Source organism: Nonlabens sp. (genome assembly GCF_047636915.1).
In the GTDB taxonomy this organism is placed as follows: Bacteria; Bacteroidota; Bacteroidia; order Flavobacteriales; family Flavobacteriaceae; genus Nonlabens.
Genome location: NZ_JBLIGN010000003.1, coordinates 43,485 through 61,182, shown reverse-complemented (window position 1 = coordinate 61,182; position 17,698 = coordinate 43,485). Strand labels below are relative to the sequence as shown.

Annotated in this window: 12 protein-coding genes; all 12 read right to left on the bottom strand. The window is 37.0% G+C overall.

The window, feature by feature from the left end; genetic code table 11:
- Positions 1-6 precede the first annotated feature (6 nt).
- The 12 genes from ACJAT0_RS01155 to ACJAT0_RS01100 all read right to left on the bottom strand — a co-directional run bounded on the left by ACJAT0_RS01155 (position 7) and on the right by ACJAT0_RS01100 (position 17,580).
- The gene (locus tag ACJAT0_RS01155; protein WP_374003977.1) at positions 7-723 is read right to left on the bottom strand and encodes a response regulator transcription factor; all 717 of its coding nucleotides are present in this window, start codon (positions 721-723) and stop codon (positions 7-9) included.
- A gap of 17 nt (positions 724-740) precedes the next feature.
- Positions 741-2,264, bottom strand: a complete 1,524-nt coding sequence (locus tag ACJAT0_RS01150; protein ID WP_415180170.1) for a sensor histidine kinase — start codon at positions 2,262-2,264, stop codon at positions 741-743.
- Positions 2,265-2,377: 113 nt separating this feature from the next.
- Positions 2,378-2,974, bottom strand: a complete 597-nt coding sequence (gene coaE, locus ACJAT0_RS01145) for a dephospho-CoA kinase (protein ID WP_415180169.1) — start codon at positions 2,972-2,974, stop codon at positions 2,378-2,380.
- Positions 2,975-3,904 (bottom strand): hypothetical protein, encoded by a 930-nt coding sequence (locus ACJAT0_RS01140; RefSeq protein ID WP_415180168.1) that lies wholly within the window; start codon positions 3,902-3,904, stop codon positions 2,975-2,977.
- The gene (locus tag ACJAT0_RS01135) at positions 3,905-4,897 is read right to left on the bottom strand and encodes a glycosyltransferase (protein ID WP_415180185.1); all 993 of its coding nucleotides are present in this window, start codon (positions 4,895-4,897) and stop codon (positions 3,905-3,907) included.
- Positions 4,898-4,975: 78 nt separating this feature from the next.
- The gene (locus tag ACJAT0_RS01130; protein WP_415180167.1) at positions 4,976-11,557 is read right to left on the bottom strand and encodes a fibronectin type III domain-containing protein; all 6,582 of its coding nucleotides are present in this window, start codon (positions 11,555-11,557) and stop codon (positions 4,976-4,978) included.
- A gap of 181 nt (positions 11,558-11,738) precedes the next feature.
- A complete protein-coding gene (locus tag ACJAT0_RS01125) occupies positions 11,739-12,545 on the bottom strand; it encodes an enoyl-ACP reductase (RefSeq protein WP_415180166.1) in 807 nt (268 codons plus the stop codon).
- Between the two features lie 30 nt (positions 12,546-12,575).
- Positions 12,576-14,255 carry a DNA repair protein RecN gene (gene recN / locus ACJAT0_RS01120; RefSeq protein WP_415180165.1) on the bottom strand — a complete coding sequence of 560 codons (1,680 nt, stop codon included), beginning with the start codon at positions 14,253-14,255 and terminating at the stop codon, positions 12,576-12,578.
- Between the two features lie 84 nt (positions 14,256-14,339).
- Positions 14,340-15,242 carry a DUF4835 family protein gene (locus tag ACJAT0_RS01115; RefSeq protein WP_374003693.1) on the bottom strand — a complete coding sequence of 301 codons (903 nt, stop codon included), beginning with the start codon at positions 15,240-15,242 and terminating at the stop codon, positions 14,340-14,342.
- Positions 15,217-16,428, bottom strand: coding sequence for a bifunctional phosphopantothenoylcysteine decarboxylase/phosphopantothenate--cysteine ligase CoaBC (gene coaBC / locus ACJAT0_RS01110; protein ID WP_415180164.1), 1,212 nt, complete (start codon positions 16,426-16,428; stop codon positions 15,217-15,219). Before coaBC ends, ACJAT0_RS01115 begins: the two co-directional genes overlap by 26 nt.
- Before the next feature lie 10 nt (positions 16,429-16,438).
- Positions 16,439-16,765 carry a DNA-directed RNA polymerase subunit omega gene (locus ACJAT0_RS01105; protein WP_374003691.1) on the bottom strand — a complete coding sequence of 109 codons (327 nt, stop codon included), beginning with the start codon at positions 16,763-16,765 and terminating at the stop codon, positions 16,439-16,441.
- Positions 16,766-16,770: 5 nt separating this feature from the next.
- Entirely contained in the window at positions 16,771-17,580 is an 810-nt protein-coding gene (locus tag ACJAT0_RS01100; RefSeq protein WP_415180163.1) for an outer membrane protein assembly factor BamD, read from the bottom strand.
- Between the last annotated feature and the right edge of the window lie 118 nt (positions 17,581-17,698).

Genomic DNA, 17,698 nt, shown 5'->3' with positions numbered 1-17,698 from the left:
CTCTATTTAATAATCTACTTGATCCTTAACTAACAAGCGGAATCCCTCTCCGTGAATGTTAACGATCTCTACATTATCATCTTCTTTTAAGTACTTACGCAATTTTGCGATGTATACATCCATTGACCTAGAAGTAAAATAATTATCATCTCTCCAGATCTTAGTTAACGCCAGTTCACGTGGCATAAGATCGTTGAGGTGAAGTGCTAACAAGCGTAATAATTCGTTTTCTTTAGGAGAAAGCTTTACTGGTTCCTTATCACTTAATGATAAAAATCTTAATTTAGAATTAAGGTGAAAGTTTCCTACTTGGAATTCAAATTCTTTGGAGTCTGCTAGACTGTCTTGTCCCTTGCGCTGCATAATAGCTTTGATCTTCATAAGAAGGACCTCGCTGTCAAATGGTTTGTTTAAGTAATCATCTGCTCCTACTTTATAACCTCTTAAGACGTCTTCCTTCATTGCTTTTGCAGTAAGGAAAATAATAGGGACTTCTTCGTTCTTTTCCCTGATCTCTTTTGCAAGAGTGAAACCATCTTTATAAGGCATCATTACATCAAGAATGCAAAGATCATAATTATCTTTTTTAAATTTTTCAAATCCTTCCATACCATTCTTAGCATGTACCACATCAAAATCATTCATTAGAAGATAATCTTTTAGTACCGTTCCAAAATTTGGATCATCTTCTACTAAAAGTATTTTTTTGTTTTCAGTTTCCATAAGTTATTAATTTATATTTATGTTATTATCGGAAGGTGAATGCTAAAGGTACTTCCTTTTCCCTTGATACTTTCTACGTGAATCTCTCCATTGCAATCGTCTAAAATTCTTTTTGCGTAAGCAAGACCTAATCCATGACCTTTTACATTGTGAATGTCACCGGTGTGTACCCTAAAGAATTTTTGGAATATTTTACGTTGTGCCTGCTTGCTCATTCCTATTCCTTCATCGCGCACCTTGATAACCAATTTATCTTTTATGTTTTCTGTAAATACGTTTATTACTGGCTCCCCTTCTGTATATTTTATAGCGTTTTCTAAAACATTCACTACTACATTGGTGATGTGACTCTCATTTACAAGAACCTCTTTTCTTAAGGCTCCTAAATGCATTTTAATGACACCTCCTTTTTCTTCTAATATAAGCTGAATATGAGAAATACTATCCTCAATGATCTCATCCATATCATACCTTTTTTTATCGATGTCAAGATCATCTCTTTCTAATTTTGATATCCTTAATACATTTTCCACCTGACTGTGCATGCGCTTATTTTCTTCGCGAATCATCCTGTGATAGTTAGTTACTTTTACAGGATCTGAGGATATTTTAGGATGCTTTAAGGAGTCCAGCGCGAGGTTAATAGTAGCTATAGGGGTCTTAAACTCATGCGTCATATTATTTATAAAGTCGGTCTTGATTTGCGAAATTTGGCGTTGTTTGAAAATTTGCTTTACGGCATTCGAGTAAGCCACAACAATCACTGTTGTAAAGATTAAAGACAATAGGGCCATTCCTGCAATAGAAGAGAGTATGTACTTTTTCCTATCTGGCATATTGAGGTACAACACGTAAGGTTCCGTATCAATATTATTGTTTTTATAGATAGTGGAAGGCCAAGTAGCATCTGTAAGGAAATCAAAATTGTCTGATTGAATGCGAGTAGCAAATCCATCTTGGTAAATGGCAAATTCAAAATCTGCCTCGATAGGTCTATTATCTAACTCTTCCCGAATTATTTCCTGTAACTCATCCTTAGAGATGCGTTGTGAAATAGGCAATAAACTGTTGTAGTTACTTATAATTTCTTCATCTGACTTTCTTGCATACTTTTCAAATTGCGAAAGTTCTTGAAAATTTTTTTTGTTTATTTTTGAATCGGTAGAGGCTGTAGATTTGTTTTTTTTATTTAATAGTTTGTTGAAAGTTAGACTATCTAAATCTAAATCCAATAATTGTGGATTAAGTTTATAATTCTCATTGAGTAAGCTGTTGCTATATGTGGAGGCTTCGTCAAAATTTTGATTTCGTTGCAACAGCATCAATTCGCTTAGTGTTCTAGTATCCGTCTGTATCCCCAAACTATCTCTAATTTGATTTAAAGCATCATAAAAATTTTCAACCTCACGAGTATCTAGCTCTGCTGAAACGGATGCTAAAGTTTCACTAACAGCAAATGAAAATTGATCTTCCTTATCGTTAACGCTATTTATGATCCAGTAAATCTGTACCGTTACAATTCCGGCCAGAGACAAGCTCATTAAACCTATTAAAAAATATAATATTTTTTCCTGCACAATACAAATTTAACATATCGAGAAAGTGTTAAAAAGTCTTTAACCATATATTAACTTTGTGAAATTCATAGAGGGAATCATTTTTTTAACAAAACTTCGTGAATACTCCTCACAAACCAACTCATTTTGTGAAAATCTTTATTTATTATAACAAAATCTGATAATTCGATTCGCTGAGCATCAGACCATTGATTATGAATTCTAGATTTCACCTCTTCTCGTTTTACATGATCGCGCTGCATCACTCTTTTTATCCTTTCTTCTATTCCAGCGGTGACTAAAATAACGTAATCACAGAGGACATGTCCGTTACTTTCGAATAAAATAGCTGCTTCATAAATAATGTATGGCGAATTTTGTAATAGTAACCACTTTTTAAAATATAATCGAACCGCAGGATGTAATATTTTATTCAATGATTCTAACAGTATTAAATTATTAAATACTTTAGATGCTATGTACTTTTTATCCGGCACTAACGCGCCCTTTTCGTCTTTATAATAGGACTCTTCTCCTAATAGAGTTTTAACAGACTCTATAACTTGAATATCTGTTGCAAGTAGGTTCTTCGATACGTCATCTGCAATAAATATAGGGATTCCCAAATTTTTAAATTCGCGAGCAATAGTGGACTTACCGCTGCCTATTCCTCCTGTTAATCCTACTGTATTCATTTACTTGATTGTTAATACTTGTATCTCCTTAGGATTGATGCGATAAGAAACGATCCTTTTGTTTAGAAGCTCTACCTTAGGTGTTGCAGATATATTTAAGTCATCGATGAGCTTATAATTCACAGAAATTAGAAAATCATTTGCTGTTATTTCATTAAAATTAGAAACTGAGGTAGAAAAGACCACCTGAATGTTATCTGGTATCAGTTTTACCTTATAATCAGGAGGTTTATTTATTAAGGAAACGGGAACATTAATTGTCCCTTCGGTCATTTGTGTTGCCTCAACAATAAAACGAAGTTGCTGAGGATCAAAACTCAAATCAGGATTCATTTCTTTTAAGTCTATTTCTAAAATTGTCAATGAATCTTTGATTATCAATTTGGAATTTCTCCTAACAAAAAATTCAGAAAGAGCATTTACTTTATCGTCATTCCCAGTAATCACCACACTATCCTGTTGAAAGTAAGGTTTTTTAATGGCTACGTAATTTTGCATAAACTCCAAATTTATATTATGCGTAATTGGAACCTTCTTGGACTTAAATCTTTGATAGCGCAAGAGTATATCGAGGTCATCCGTGCTCAAGACTTCATACGAGAGTGTCTTAGACCTTTTGATTTTCTTTATACTTTGTGACGAATTGAAGAATAAGGAGTCGTTGCGAGCGTATGTGTTTTCCGTAAAATCTAATTCTACCTGATACCCAAATATTTTTTTCCAAATTAGTATAAATCCGCTGGCTCTTATCTCTACTGGTAAATTGATCTGTTTATAATCTGTATCCAAAACCAGATAGTTAGGGACATTTCTAAAACTGATGTTCAACGATACCTCTTCTTTATAGGCATCCTTATATTTCGAAATAAACCACAAAGTTGCTACTACACAAACTACCAGAACAAAACCTAAAATACTTTTATATTTCATCTATTTAAAAAATAATTCAGGAAACGCTTCGGTTTCATTTTTCTTTAAAATTTTAATTTTCCACCAAGATCGTAAAAACCCTGTTCCATAACCATAGAACTGTAAAAGCGTTGCTAAAACAGATCTCAAACCCACATGGACCCCATTTGTAATAGAGGAATGAATAAACAATATACAGAAATAAAAGAGATATAGACATAAAAGTAACTGATATCCCAGCACAGATGCACCTACTGCTATCAAAAACAAAATAAAAAATAGAGCAGGAAACCAATATATAATTTTAGCCGTCTCTGGATGCCATTTGTTAAGGATCATCCTCACCATACCGAATTTATAGACCTGCTTATAAAATGACCTCCATGAAATTCGTCTCTCGTGATAGACATAGGCATCTTTTATAAGTACTGTATCAAAATTATTTTTCCATAATCTAATGCTTAAATCTGGATCTTCACCTGGATGAATCTTTCCAAACCCACCAGTTGCTTCAAAAGCTTTTTTACTCAAACCCATATTGAAACTACGCGGCTGAAATTTACCTAATTGTTCACTGCCTCCCCTGATACCTCCTGTAGTGAGAAAGGATGTCATGGAATAATTAATTGCTTTCTGTAGATTATTAAAACCTGAATGGGCAGCATCTGGACCACCATAACAATCTATAAAATCAATTTTCAAATACTCATCAACCACTTTTAAATAGTGACTAGGTAAAATACAATCGCTGTCTAGAATAATAAAAAAATCTCCCGCGGCATTACTCATCCCAAAATTCCTTGAATCCCCCGGACCAGAATTAGGTTTATATACATAGTTGATCGTTAGGTTTTCGCAAAAGCGAGAACAAACTGCTTCACATGTTAAATCAGAACCATCTTCAATTACAACGACTTCAAAATTTCTATCGAAAGTTAGTTGAGCTATACTAACGAGTAACTTCTCCATCTCTTCTGGTCTGTTGAAGACAGGTATAATAAAAGAATAATTGATTGCTTTCACAGGTCAAAAATAGACAATAAAAAAAGGCCATTCTCTAAAGAATGGCCTTTTTATTAATTACCTATTTTTCTAGTTGCGCAGTACTTTAACTACTCTGCTCTGTTCTCCTGAAGCGACCTCAATAAGATACAGTCCAGATGGGAAACTAGATAAATCTATACTCGTGGAAGTCGCATTAGGCTTAGCAACTAATAGTTGCTGTCCCAACAGATTTCTTACTGTTATTCCATCAATAACTTGCTGACCGTTAAAGTTCACAAGGCTATTGGTAGGATTAGGATAGTAATTGAATTCAAAAGAATCCATATCATTACTTCCAGCAGTACCATCAATTACAAACAACCCTACATGAAAATCGTAATCTTCTGTATCATCTACAGTACCATCGCTAGCTAAGAAAGCAAATTGCACTACTCCAGAATATGATGATAAGTCTATTGAAAAACTAGTCCCTACAGTTGCAGGCTGATTTGCAGCATTCCATGTTGTTAAGGATGTCCAAGTAACACCACTATCTGTAGTTATCAAAAGATCTACTTGATCATCAGAACCCATAACTGCTGTGTCTGCTGCTGTAGAGGCACCTGTAAAAAGATAATCAGTAACGGCAACTTCAACCGTAAGTAAGTCGTTACTTGTTCCTGTCATATCATATACCTCAGAAATCAACCACTCTCTATCTACACTTTGCCATAAGTTAATGACATTAGAAGGAACCGCTGTTCCAGAAACATTTTCATAAGATCTATTTGCTTTCCAGTCAGAAGCTCCTCTGGTAAGAGGTCCGTCTGCGATCTCTCCAGAACCTGCTTCATCCCAACATTGATTTGGAACATTATTGGTAAAGTCAGTTGTATATGGAAAACCTGTCACTACGGCACATGAAGTGGTAAATGTAAAAGGCCCTACCCATGCAGAGAAGTTTCCACTGCCACAATCAGATCTAACGAAATAATCATAGCTAGTTGATGCTGATAAACCAGTTGCCGTTACCGGATTTGTAGCAATCATATCTTCAAAAATTATACTAGCAGTGGTGCCCTGATCGATTCCAATAGGCTGCACTTCCACTTGCCATAAACTAGCTGTTCCAGTCTCCATCCAAGCTAAAACAGAAGAAGTTTCAGCTATTTGAGAAGCGGTAAGTGCTGTTGGAGCAGGACAAGAAGGTGGCGGTGCACAAGTCACATTAGCAGACCAACCATCTCTCGTAATTGAACCATCTGACGACCATACGAAAGTTAAACAACCAGATGCGGTAGAACCGATTAGAGTTTCTAATGTCAAATCACCAGTACCACTAGTACCATCCCAACACCACTCAGTACCACCAGCTGGTGTATTGATCGTTGGAAAGGTAGTATCAGGACCATCATAAATGGTAAGCCCATCATAACAAAATGCACCAAAACCTTCCATTTGATTCATAGTAAAGTTTACATAAACTGTATCACCAGCGTTATCTGGACATATGTTATAGGTGATATTTTCATTACTAGCATACTGTCCAGTAGCTCCTCCAGAGTCAAGAAACAAATCACCTCCACAATAATCTTGTGACGTGGTAACACTTGAACAGGATTGAGTAGATACCACATTAGTTGCGCTGTCGCATATCGCAGTAACACATACTTCATATTCTGTTGAGCTCAAAAGACCAGAGATAGTCACGATAGTACTTGTAGGATTAGGTGCAACCACAGTAAAAGCGGTAGTTCCAGTCTCTCTATATTCTACTAAATATTCTGTAGCTATAGAATTGTTAGTCCAAGCAAAATCAAAAGCCGAAGAACCTACCGATGCAAAAGTCAACTGCGTTGGCTCTTGACAAGATGGTGATAGTTCATAAGTAATGTCATCTAGGTACAATGCATCAAAAGTTCCTGCAGGATTAAATTTAAAAGCTATAAAACCTGCTGTAGAGGTAAGCGAGCTGAAATAAACAATTTTTTCCTCATAAACATCATCAGCTAGATCAGAATCTGTAAACGTAGCAACCGCATTGAAAGTTGAGGCGTCCGTTGGATCAGTCATTGTACCTACTTCTAAACCGCCATTGTCACGATCATACACACTAAATCGCACTCGTTTATCTGAAGAAAGATCTGAAAATTCAGGTAATATATATATTACATCTGCACCAACAGTAGAGCCTGCATATAAATATAAGTGTTGGGTTCCAGTATTAGAAATCAAGTCTTCCACTTCTACTAGAGCGCCATTACCTCCGTTTATAATACTGCCGTCGCAATTGTTCAAACCATCTAAGGGATCAGACTCAAAGTCAGTAGTGTATACAGCCGTTAAGGGAACACATCTCGTTGAAAATGTAAATGGTCCTTCGTACACACTTTGATCAGAAATAGAACAGTTTGCTCTGACATAGTATTGATATACTGTATCTGGTGTAAGTCCAGTAATAGCTTGAGGATTTGTTGCTGGATCAACAACAGTACCTTGTGAAGTACCAGGAACTGTAATTACTCCAGTTTCTGCATATTCTATAGTCCATTCTGTAGCAGGAGTTCCATTATTCTCTGTCCAGGAAAAGCTAGCTGCCGATGAAGTTACTACATCTACTTCAAGGAAGCTTGGAGATAGACAAGAAGGAGCTTCTATAACTGATAAATCGTCAATAGCCATATCTCCCCAGTAATCATCTCCGGAACCACCACTTTCAGCTCTAAATCTCAACTGTACAAAACTAGTATTATATACAAATGAAGATAAATCATATCCATATTTAGACCATAAAGCGTCTCCAGTGTTAATAAGCGCAACTTGTTGCCATATTCCAGCACCATCGATAGCCTCAATATACAATTCATTTCCTGGTGCATATCCAGTAGTACACATCCAGTGGTATAACTCTACATAAGGAACTGTTAATGCTGAAACATCAATTTGAGGTGTTTCCAATATGACCGCTGTATCTGTTCCAGAAAAGTCTAACCATGCAAAAGAACCAGAATTTCCAGTACGATCTGAAGCTGCTGTAGAACATTCTACCGTGTTAAAACCACCTCCACCGTTTGTAGACCAAGGTCCACCAGTGGTAGCTGACTGAGTCCAGCAAGTTGGATCTGAATTCAAGACGTTAAAAGACTCTGTAAAGGGAGCTATTAAATCATCACATAACGTATCGAATTGAAATGGACCAGTATAAAGTGAAGTACCTAATCCTCCTCCACAATTAGCTCTTACATAAAAGTCATAAGCAGTACTACTAGCTAGACCTGTGACTGCATATGGATTAGATGTCGCCGTATTTGTCGGTGTTCCTGTAGGAGTAGTTCCTGCAATAACAATTTCAATATCCCAAGCACTCTCCCCACTACCTCCAGTGACCCATGATAATTCTGCACCATCTATAGTTGAATTAGTTGCTGCCAAACTAGTTACCTCTAAGCAAGTTGGCGGTGCTGCACAAATGTATTGAGCAATCCATCCATCTCTAGTTACAGATCCATCAGAACTGAAGGTAAGAGTTATAGCGCCAGCAGCGTTAGTAGCTCTAAAAAGATCTGGAGCTTCTAAATCTGTTGAAAAAGCAGTTGCTGTGTTATCTAAACCATCAAAAATTTGCAAGGTATCGCAACAACTTTCGAGATCAACAGCGGTAAAATTCAAAGTAACAACATCTCCCGCATTTTGAGGAAGATAAGTTATTGTATAGGACTCACCATTAGTATATTGCCCATTTGCACCACCCGTATCATAGATAGTATCTCCACAGGAAGGAAGTGTTGTAAAAACAATAGGACCAGTCCAAAGACTTTCATCTCCTACAGCACACACCGCTCTCAAATAGAATTCATAATTTGTACCGCTTGATAGATTTAACGCATCATAAGGATTAGTTGTCACAGCAGCTTGAGTTGGTGTTCCCGTAGGAGTAGATCCAGCGAGGACTAATTCTATATCCCACAAGGTCTCGGTATTACCATTAGTCCAGCCTAATATAGCAGAGACATCAGTAACACTTGAAGCTGTTAAACTTCTAGGCGCGGCACAAGAAGGTGCTTCATCGATAACTATATTATCCACAGCAATGTCTGATGCAGTACCATTTCCACGAGTCGCTCTAAAAACAATCTGAAATGTCTGACCCGCGTAAGCGGTTAAAGGAATGTTCATATTTATATAAGGGTCTGTAACGGCTCCCTGTTGAGCACCAGTTAAAGTACCTACTACGTTATCTATCCCGGCAACTCTTACTATAATTTCTAAAGAACCAATATTAGCTCCTACCATGTGGTAATCAAAACTAACAGAAGGAACGGTTAAAGCATTGGAGTCAAAAAGCGGCGTATTCAAATCAGCCACTGCACCGTCAGTTCCATTTCCTTCTGCATAAAAATAATTACCAGTAGTAATTGATGGATCTGGCCCCGTACCTGCAGTCCCTGTAAAAGCCCCACTAGCTATGGCCCAGAAATAGCTGCTATTAGTTGCAGAATAACAGTTTTCTCTATCAAATGCGTCTCCTATTCCAGGAAAATTTGTAGTTATAGGAGTGAAACCATTCTCAAAATCTTCTAAATATGGGGCAACAGCAGCATCACATTGTGTTGTGAAAGTAAAAGGCCCTGCCCAGGAACTAAAGCCATCAACTCCACAATTCGAGCGAACATAATAGTCATAAGTAGTTTGTGGCGTTAAACCTGTTGCCGTTTCTGGGTTAGTAGATGTAAGGTTTTCATAAGCAGCTCCTAGAGTACCTTGAAGAACTCCAGTAGGCTGTACCTCCACTTCCCAAGAAGTGGCAAGTCCATTCTCTGACCAACTTAAATCAGCTGTTGAGTCTGATGTAGCATCAACGGCTAATAGACTCGGATCGGGACATGCCGGTAACTCACCAACGGAGAAATCATCTAAAGCAATATCTCCTTCATAACTTCCTCCTGAGATAGCTCTGAACCTTATTCGCACCGTTTGACCAGCATAAGCATCTAAGCTTACAATTTGTAATAGCCAGTCATCTACTTGAGCAGTCTGTTGTGCACCAGAAATGGTACTCACCCCTGTCCATCCTGAACCGGAGAAATCGTCAACTTCTAAAATTAAATCACCTATTTGACCTCCAAACATGTGGTAATAGAATTGTACCGATGGATTTGTTAAACCTGAAAGATTAAATTGAGGACCTGTTAGTGTAGCGATACTAGTGCCCGCAGTAGCTCCACTAGCTTCTGTATAGAAGTAATTTGTTCCTGAAAAGGCTGCATTAGGGCCGGTTCCTGTAGATGGTGTTCCACCATTATCATCTAGATTCCAGTCATAACTATCAACTGCGGCGCCGGTCCAACACAACTCTTCTGTAAATCCTAAAGACGCTGGAAAAGATTCAAAATCCTGTAAATAAGGAGCGCTAGAAGTAGGAGTAAATTCCAAACATAAAGTTGTTACCGTAAGTTGAGTTGGTGCGCTATAATCTGGCAACATAGGATCACAAAAAGCTCTTACAAAAACATCATAGACTGTTGCATCGGTTAGACCTGTTATAGGTGTTGATGGCGTCGATAAACCATTAATTCTAGTTCCCTGCGGAAGAGTTGAGAATGGAGCTGTAATAATTCCAGCTGGAGCGTATTCTACTTCCCATGCTGTCTCTGCTCCACCGGCAGTCCATGAGACATCAAGAGAATTATCTGTGATCACATCAGCTTGAATTCCCGTTACTTCAGGACAAGAAATTTCTGTAGTAGCGGTATACGGACCTTGCCAAAGACTAAAATCTCCCATTCCACAATCATATCTTACATAAAAATCGTAAGTAGTTGCAGACATTAAGTTATCTATCAACGCAAAGTTTCCGAAATTTCCATTTGCAAACTGACCAGTTCCTGGGCTTTGTACAAATGGAGACACATCATAATTGACTTGATTATTGATACTTGAATTTCCGTTTGCATCCCAGGTGAATTGAATTTCAAAAGCTGACTCAGCTATTGAATCAAAGTTGGATGGAGATGGACACGACTCTGTCGTAGTAAACGAAATAGGACCTTGATTGCTGCTTATATCACCCATACCGCAATCTGCACGTACATATACGTCGTATGCCGTACTAGACATTAAACCATCTATATTCCAAGGATTTGAAATTGCGTTATCAGTGGTTCCTGCACCAGGTGTAAAACCTACTGGACCATATTCTACTTCCCAAGCAATTTCTGTTCCTGTTGCTGTCCATCCAATATCTGCACTGGTTGCAGTGACCGTATTTGTTGTGAGCTGCGTTACGGCAAAACAGGTAGGACAAGTAGCTGTATCTACATATATATCCATCATAGAACCTTGACTGAATGGAGAAGCATACACTTCAATCCCTTCAGAATCTAGAAACCTAAACCCTGCATCACCAGGAAAAAAGGTGGCACGATAGTCAATATCTAAGGCATCCCCGTCGTTTACAGATATCGTATAATTTTCTACAACGGGCGTATTAGGAATTGCCGATGGATTCACAACTAAATAAGTTGTTGTCGTTCCATTTAACGTAATGTCTACACCAGCATTTGCTGTCAAGTTGGCTCCTGAATCCCATTCACTACCGAAGTTATCGGTAAGCTCTAACGTATAATCACATTGAGCTGAAGAGATCGATGCGATTAGAAACGTTACGAGACATAGTAATTTTATTTTCATTTCATTTTGGATTAAAAAATTGAAATGTCAAGATATGGTTATTATACTAATTAACATTCTTTTAAAACATTAAATTTGTGTACATGTTGACATTTTAACATTTACCACTTTCGCGAAAGCTGAAAACAAAAAAAGCTGCATCGAAGGATACAGCTTTTTAAAATTAATTAAATAAAGGTGATTAAAATTTCTCGATAACTTCTTGACTTACCCCAGTATTAGAGAAACCACCGTCATGAAAGAGATTTTGCATAGTCACTTTTTTTGTGTAGTCTGAAAATAGGGTTATCGTGTATTCTGCACAATCTTGCGCCGTGGCGTTTCCTAATGGACTCATTTTTTCAGCATAACTTAAGAATCCATCAAATCCTTTTACTCCGCTTCCTGCAGTTGTAGGTGTAGGTGATTGAGAAATAGTATTCACTCTAACCTTTTTATCTTTTCCAAAGAAATATCCAAAACTACGAGCAATGGACTCTAGATACGCCTTGTTATCTGCCATATCGTTATAGTCTGGAAAAGTGCGCTGCGCCGCCATATATGTAAGCGCCACAATACTTCCCCATGCATTCATTGCATCATTTTTATGAAGCGTTTGCATGACTTTATGAAAAGAAACAGCACTTACGTCCCAACCTTTTTCCGTATACTTATAATTTTGGTCTGTATAGTGCCTTCCTTTACGTACGTTCACACTCATTCCTATAGAGTGAAGAACGAAATCTAGCTTACCGCCTAAAATCTCTACTGATTTATGAACTAAATTTTCAAGATCTTCAACGTTAGTAGCATCTGCGGGAATGATTTCACTGCCTGTTTGCTTAGCCAGTTCACTGATTTGCCCCATACGCATTGCTACAGGCGCATTGGTAAGTACAAAAGTCGCTCCTTCTTCATGAGCTAATTGTGCTGTTTTCCAAGCGATAGAATTCTCATCTAACGCACCAAATATGATTCCGCGTTTTCCTTTTAATAAATTGTAAGCCATAGTTCTTGATTAGACCGCAAAGATATAAAACTAATTGAGTAGGGCACGTGCATTTTCTCTTGCAGCGCTGGAAATAGTTCCACCGCTTAACATCTGTGCAATTTCTTCAAGACGTGCCTGTTTATCAAGACGCTCTATAGTGCTGTAGGTCATGCGATCATCAGTTACTTTCTTTACAATAAGGTGGTCATTACCGGAAGCAGCAATTTGCGGTAAATGTGTAATTGCCATTACTTGCATTTCTTTACTCATAGAGGTCATGATCTGGGCCATTTGAGTAGCAATTGCTCCACTTACCCCAGTATCAATCTCATCAAATATAATAGTCGGTAATTTTTTACACCTAGAAAGTATGGACTTGATCGCTAACATTAATCTAGAAAGCTCTCCACCAGAAGCGGCCTTATCCAATGCTAATAGTTGCGAGCCTTTATTTGCAGTAAACGTAAATTGTGTGTGATCGACACCATAATCTCCATAAGCACCTAGTGGAGAAACTTCTATAATAAATTGAGCATCGGGCATTCCTAAATCTTGTACTATACGAAGTACCTCAGCTTCAAGCGCTATTTTATGTTTGTCTTTAAAACCAGTAAGTTCCTTCCCTAATTTATTTAAATTATTTTCTACCTCCTGAAGCAGCTTCTCTTGTTTTTTGATTTTATTATCAAGACCCATAGAAACAAAAACTTTATCTGCCAGTTCATCCCTTAATTGAATCAATGATGGCACATCTTCTACCTGATGCTTTCTGTATAAATTTTCTAAAAGACTTAGAGAAGTATTTATTTTATGCAATCGTTCTGGATCTGCTTCTATCTTATCCACCTCGTTAGAAGATTCTTGATAGACATCTTCTAACTCAAGTAAAACCGATGATAGCCTTTCCTTAATAACACAATAGCTTGATGAATAACTACTGATACTTTGAAGTTTGTTTTGCAATTGCCTTAATTGATCTAAGATGCCTAAATCATCCTCAGAGAGAACCGCGTTGAATTCTGTAAATACATCAGTGATACTTTCTACATTACTTAGTTGTTCATTTTCTTCTTCTAGTACTCGTTGATCTAATTGATCTAAAGCAGCTTCTTCCAGCTCTTGTAATAAAAAAGTGTTGTAATCCAATTCTTTAGATAACTGAGCTTCTTGACTTCTTAAATTTTTGAGCTCTTTTTGAGTATTTTTATGAACAATCAACTCAGTTCTATAGCTCTGTAAAGACTGAGAAGCGGGTTTTGCTTCATTTTTTGTCGCTTCTATAATAAAAGCGTTCAAAACATCTGCTTGAAATATATCTTTTGAAAGTTGTAAAGTTTGATGTTGCGAATGAATATCTACCAAGCGCTTGCCTAGGTTATCCATTACAGCAAGTGTCACTGGTGTGTCGTTTATAAAGGCCCTACTTTTTCCAGAAGGTAAAATCTCTCGTCTCAGAAAACTCAAATCTTCATAATCGAGATCAAGTTCTTGAAATAACTCCATCAAACTTAAATTAGAAATTTGGAATTGGGCTTCTACGACACATTTTCGAGAGGTATCTCTTATGGCGCTTAAATCTGCTCGCTTCCCAAGTATCAAACCCAGAGCACCTAATAATATAGATTTACCAGCTCCAGTCTCTCCAGTAATCATGGTGAGGCCATTTTGAAGATCTAATTCTAAAGAATCAATCAACGCAAAATTTTCTATTTGAATATGTTTAAGCAATTTTTATAAACTGGGTTAAGCAACAATAAGGGTACTATATTACAAAATATAAATCTAGGTAAAAACTAGGAGGTAAAAAAGATACTATACTTTAATATTGCGCCATTTTGATGACTGGTTAGGGGCTATTTTTTGCAAAGTTTCCTTTAACTGTCTTATATCTACAGCTGGACCTGAGGAATAAACACTCATGATTTCGTCTGCTTTTGCGTCAAAAAAGGTGCGTTGCAACAGGCTGTTAGGCCTTCTATCATGAAGCTCATTAAATTTCTGAATATGCTTTTTAAGAAGGATCTTTCCCGCTTTTGAGTCCTTTGAAAACGTGTCTAGGCCTTTTAAGTGATACGAATACATGACTTCTCTATACTCTTTATAAGTTTCAGAAAGCATGTCATCGTTAAGTCTAAATCTAGAAATCAATCCGTCACTTGCCTTCCATCCTTCGACACCTTGAGATCCTTGAGCTAAATTAACTATATTTTGAGCCTCTTCATGAAAAGTTTGACCACCTCTTAACTCAAACGTATCGCCATCTATTCCTAAAACAGTGTAGGTATAAAAAGAAATAAGGGAGATCAAATTATTTTCGTATTGATTTCTATTATAAAAGAAAGGAGCATACTCAACGTATTCAAATGCAATGTCATTATCCTTGAAATTAAAAACAGGGGTTGTGTAGGAAGAATTAAAAACTGGTCTCGATACTGAAATTTGAAAATTACCTCTAAAACGATCATTATCGTAAGCAGTAACAACGAAGACTAAAGAAGCGTTTATTTTTTCTTCCTCTTTGAACTTTTGATCTGTCCACTTGGTATTATTTAAAAACTCTTGTAGAGATGTTTCCAAAGTTTTAAAAATCGATTGATCAGGCTGCACTACATTTTGCGCATTTACTTGGACTGTAAAATTAAACTCTTGAGCATAGCAAGAGCAAACTGTGCCTAAGGCAATAACGAGACTACAAAATCCTTTTAATAATTTCATTTACTATATCTTTTGCTACTTCCGTTTTTAATTTGGTTTCAAAACGAAAAATATTTTTATCCTTATCTATAATAGTTATTTTATTGGTTTCTACACCAAAACCAGCACCTTTATCTCGCATAGAGTTTAACACGAGCAAATCAGTTTGTTTTTTTTCTGCTTTTCCAAAAGCGTGTTCCATTTCATTCTCTGTCTCTAAAGCAAATCCCACTAAAAATGGCTTGTTTTTCATTACTCCTACACTCGCTAGAATATCAGGATTTTTGACCAACTCAATAGTTAACGTTTCAGACTTCTTTTTTATTTTCTGATCTACCGGATTTAATGGTCTATAATCTGAAACCGCAGCACTAAAGATAGCAACATCTACCTCATGGACAATTTTATGAACCGCATCATACATTTGTTGTGCGGTCTTAACATCTACTCGATTAATTAAATGATGTTCTGTAGAGACAGCACTAGGACCCATAATTAACTGAACTTGAGCCCCTTGATTTGCCAGTTCTATGGCAATCGAAGCACCCATTTTTCCACTGCTGTGATTTCCTATAAAACGCACTGGATCAATTGCCTCGTAGGTAGGCCCAGCCGTGATGAGACAAGCCTTACCGCTCAATGGAAGCTTGCTCTGAATATCTTGCTCTATAAATTCTATGATTTCATGCGGCTCTGCCAGGCGACCTTTTCCCGAAAGACCGCTAGCCAACTCTCCATCTCCCGCTGGAATCATGATATTACCGTAAGAAGTTAGCTTTTCAAAATTAGCTTGGGTAGAAGGATGCTTGTACATATCTAGATCCATAGCAGGAGCAAAATATACAGGACACTTTGCGCTGCAATAGGTGGCAAGAAGTAAATTATCTATAGCACCATTTACCATTTTACTCATGGTATTTGCTGTAGCAGGCGCGATGAGCAATAAATCTGCCCAAAGACCTAATTCTACGTGATTGTTCCACAAATCATTTTCATCTTCTTCATTTGTAAAATGGGAGAGAACAGGGTTTTTAGAAAGCGTAGATAAAGTGAGCGGTGTCACAAAGTCTCGTGCTGATGGAGTCATAATTACCTTAACTACAGCGCCCGCTTTTACAAGCAGGCGCACAATATAAGTAGCTTTATAAGCAGCAATACCGCCAGATATACCTAGCACTATTTTTCTTCCACTTAACACAGATTTCATATGACTTGAATTACTCTTCAGTAGCTCCAGTATCTCTAAAGTAAATCTTACCCTGCAACCATTCTTCAATAGCTATTGCAGCTGGCTTAGGAAGGCGCTCATAAAACTTAGAAACTTCAATTTGCTCTTTGTTTTCAAATATCTCCTCAAGAGAGTCATTGTAAGTAGCAAATTCCTCTAACTTTTCAATAAGCTCTTCTTTAACGTCTGTATTAATTTGCTCAGCACGTTTTGCGATAATAGAAATCGCCTCATACATATTACCTGTAGGCGCAGTTAATGCATCTCGGTTGTACGTAATGGTTGTATTAGGGGCAGTTAAGTTTTTAGTATCCATTGTTATTATTTGCTTGTATTCTTAAAATTATAATCCTCTATTTTAGCGAGTATCTCATCGGCATTTTCTCTATATTCACTAGAAGGATATCGTTTTGCAAAGGTATCATAATATTCCTTAGCTTTTGTCAGTCTTTCGGGAACTAAATCAGAAAAGCTATTTATCCCATATTCATATTGGGATTCTAATAAATAATACTGGGCATCATCTTGATAATCTGATCCAGGATGATCTAGGATAAAATTTTCAAAAGCACTTATAGCGGAGATGTATCCACCTCTAAAATTTCCAAAGTGATGGTACTGTTTAGCAGTCTCGTATGCCTTTTTATCTAGCTTGTCACGCAATTCACCAACTAAAACATTTGCTTCAATTGAAAATTCACCTGTTGGGTATACATTAATATATTCTTGTAATTTTGTCAACGCAATATTCGTGTCATTTTGATCCTTTGAAAATATAGGAGACATTTGGTAATGACTTTTTGCGGCCATGAATAAGGCGAGTTCTGCATTTTCATTTTGAGGGTGTGATTGAATAAAACGCTCGTATTGATAGGCACTGTTGACATAACTATTATCCTCATACAAGGCTTTGGCATATTTAATTGCCATAGGAGCGGCACTGTCAGTCCCTCGGTAGGCTGGTATAATTTGCTCAAATAAAGCTAAACTTTTACCGTACTTTCCTTTTGCAAAAAGCGTGTCAATCATGACCACTTTCTCCGTGTTATCTTCAGACTTAAGGGCTTTCTGATAGGAACCACAACTCACGACAATAGTGGCGATAAGGAATACAACAACTAGGTTTTTCATAAATAACTTTAATATACGTACAAAGGTAACTTTTTATAGTGAAAGAGAAAGGCCGTTCACACTGGTTAACGTGCAAATAGTATTTATTGTTAAAAACGTCCACAAAATGAATATATTT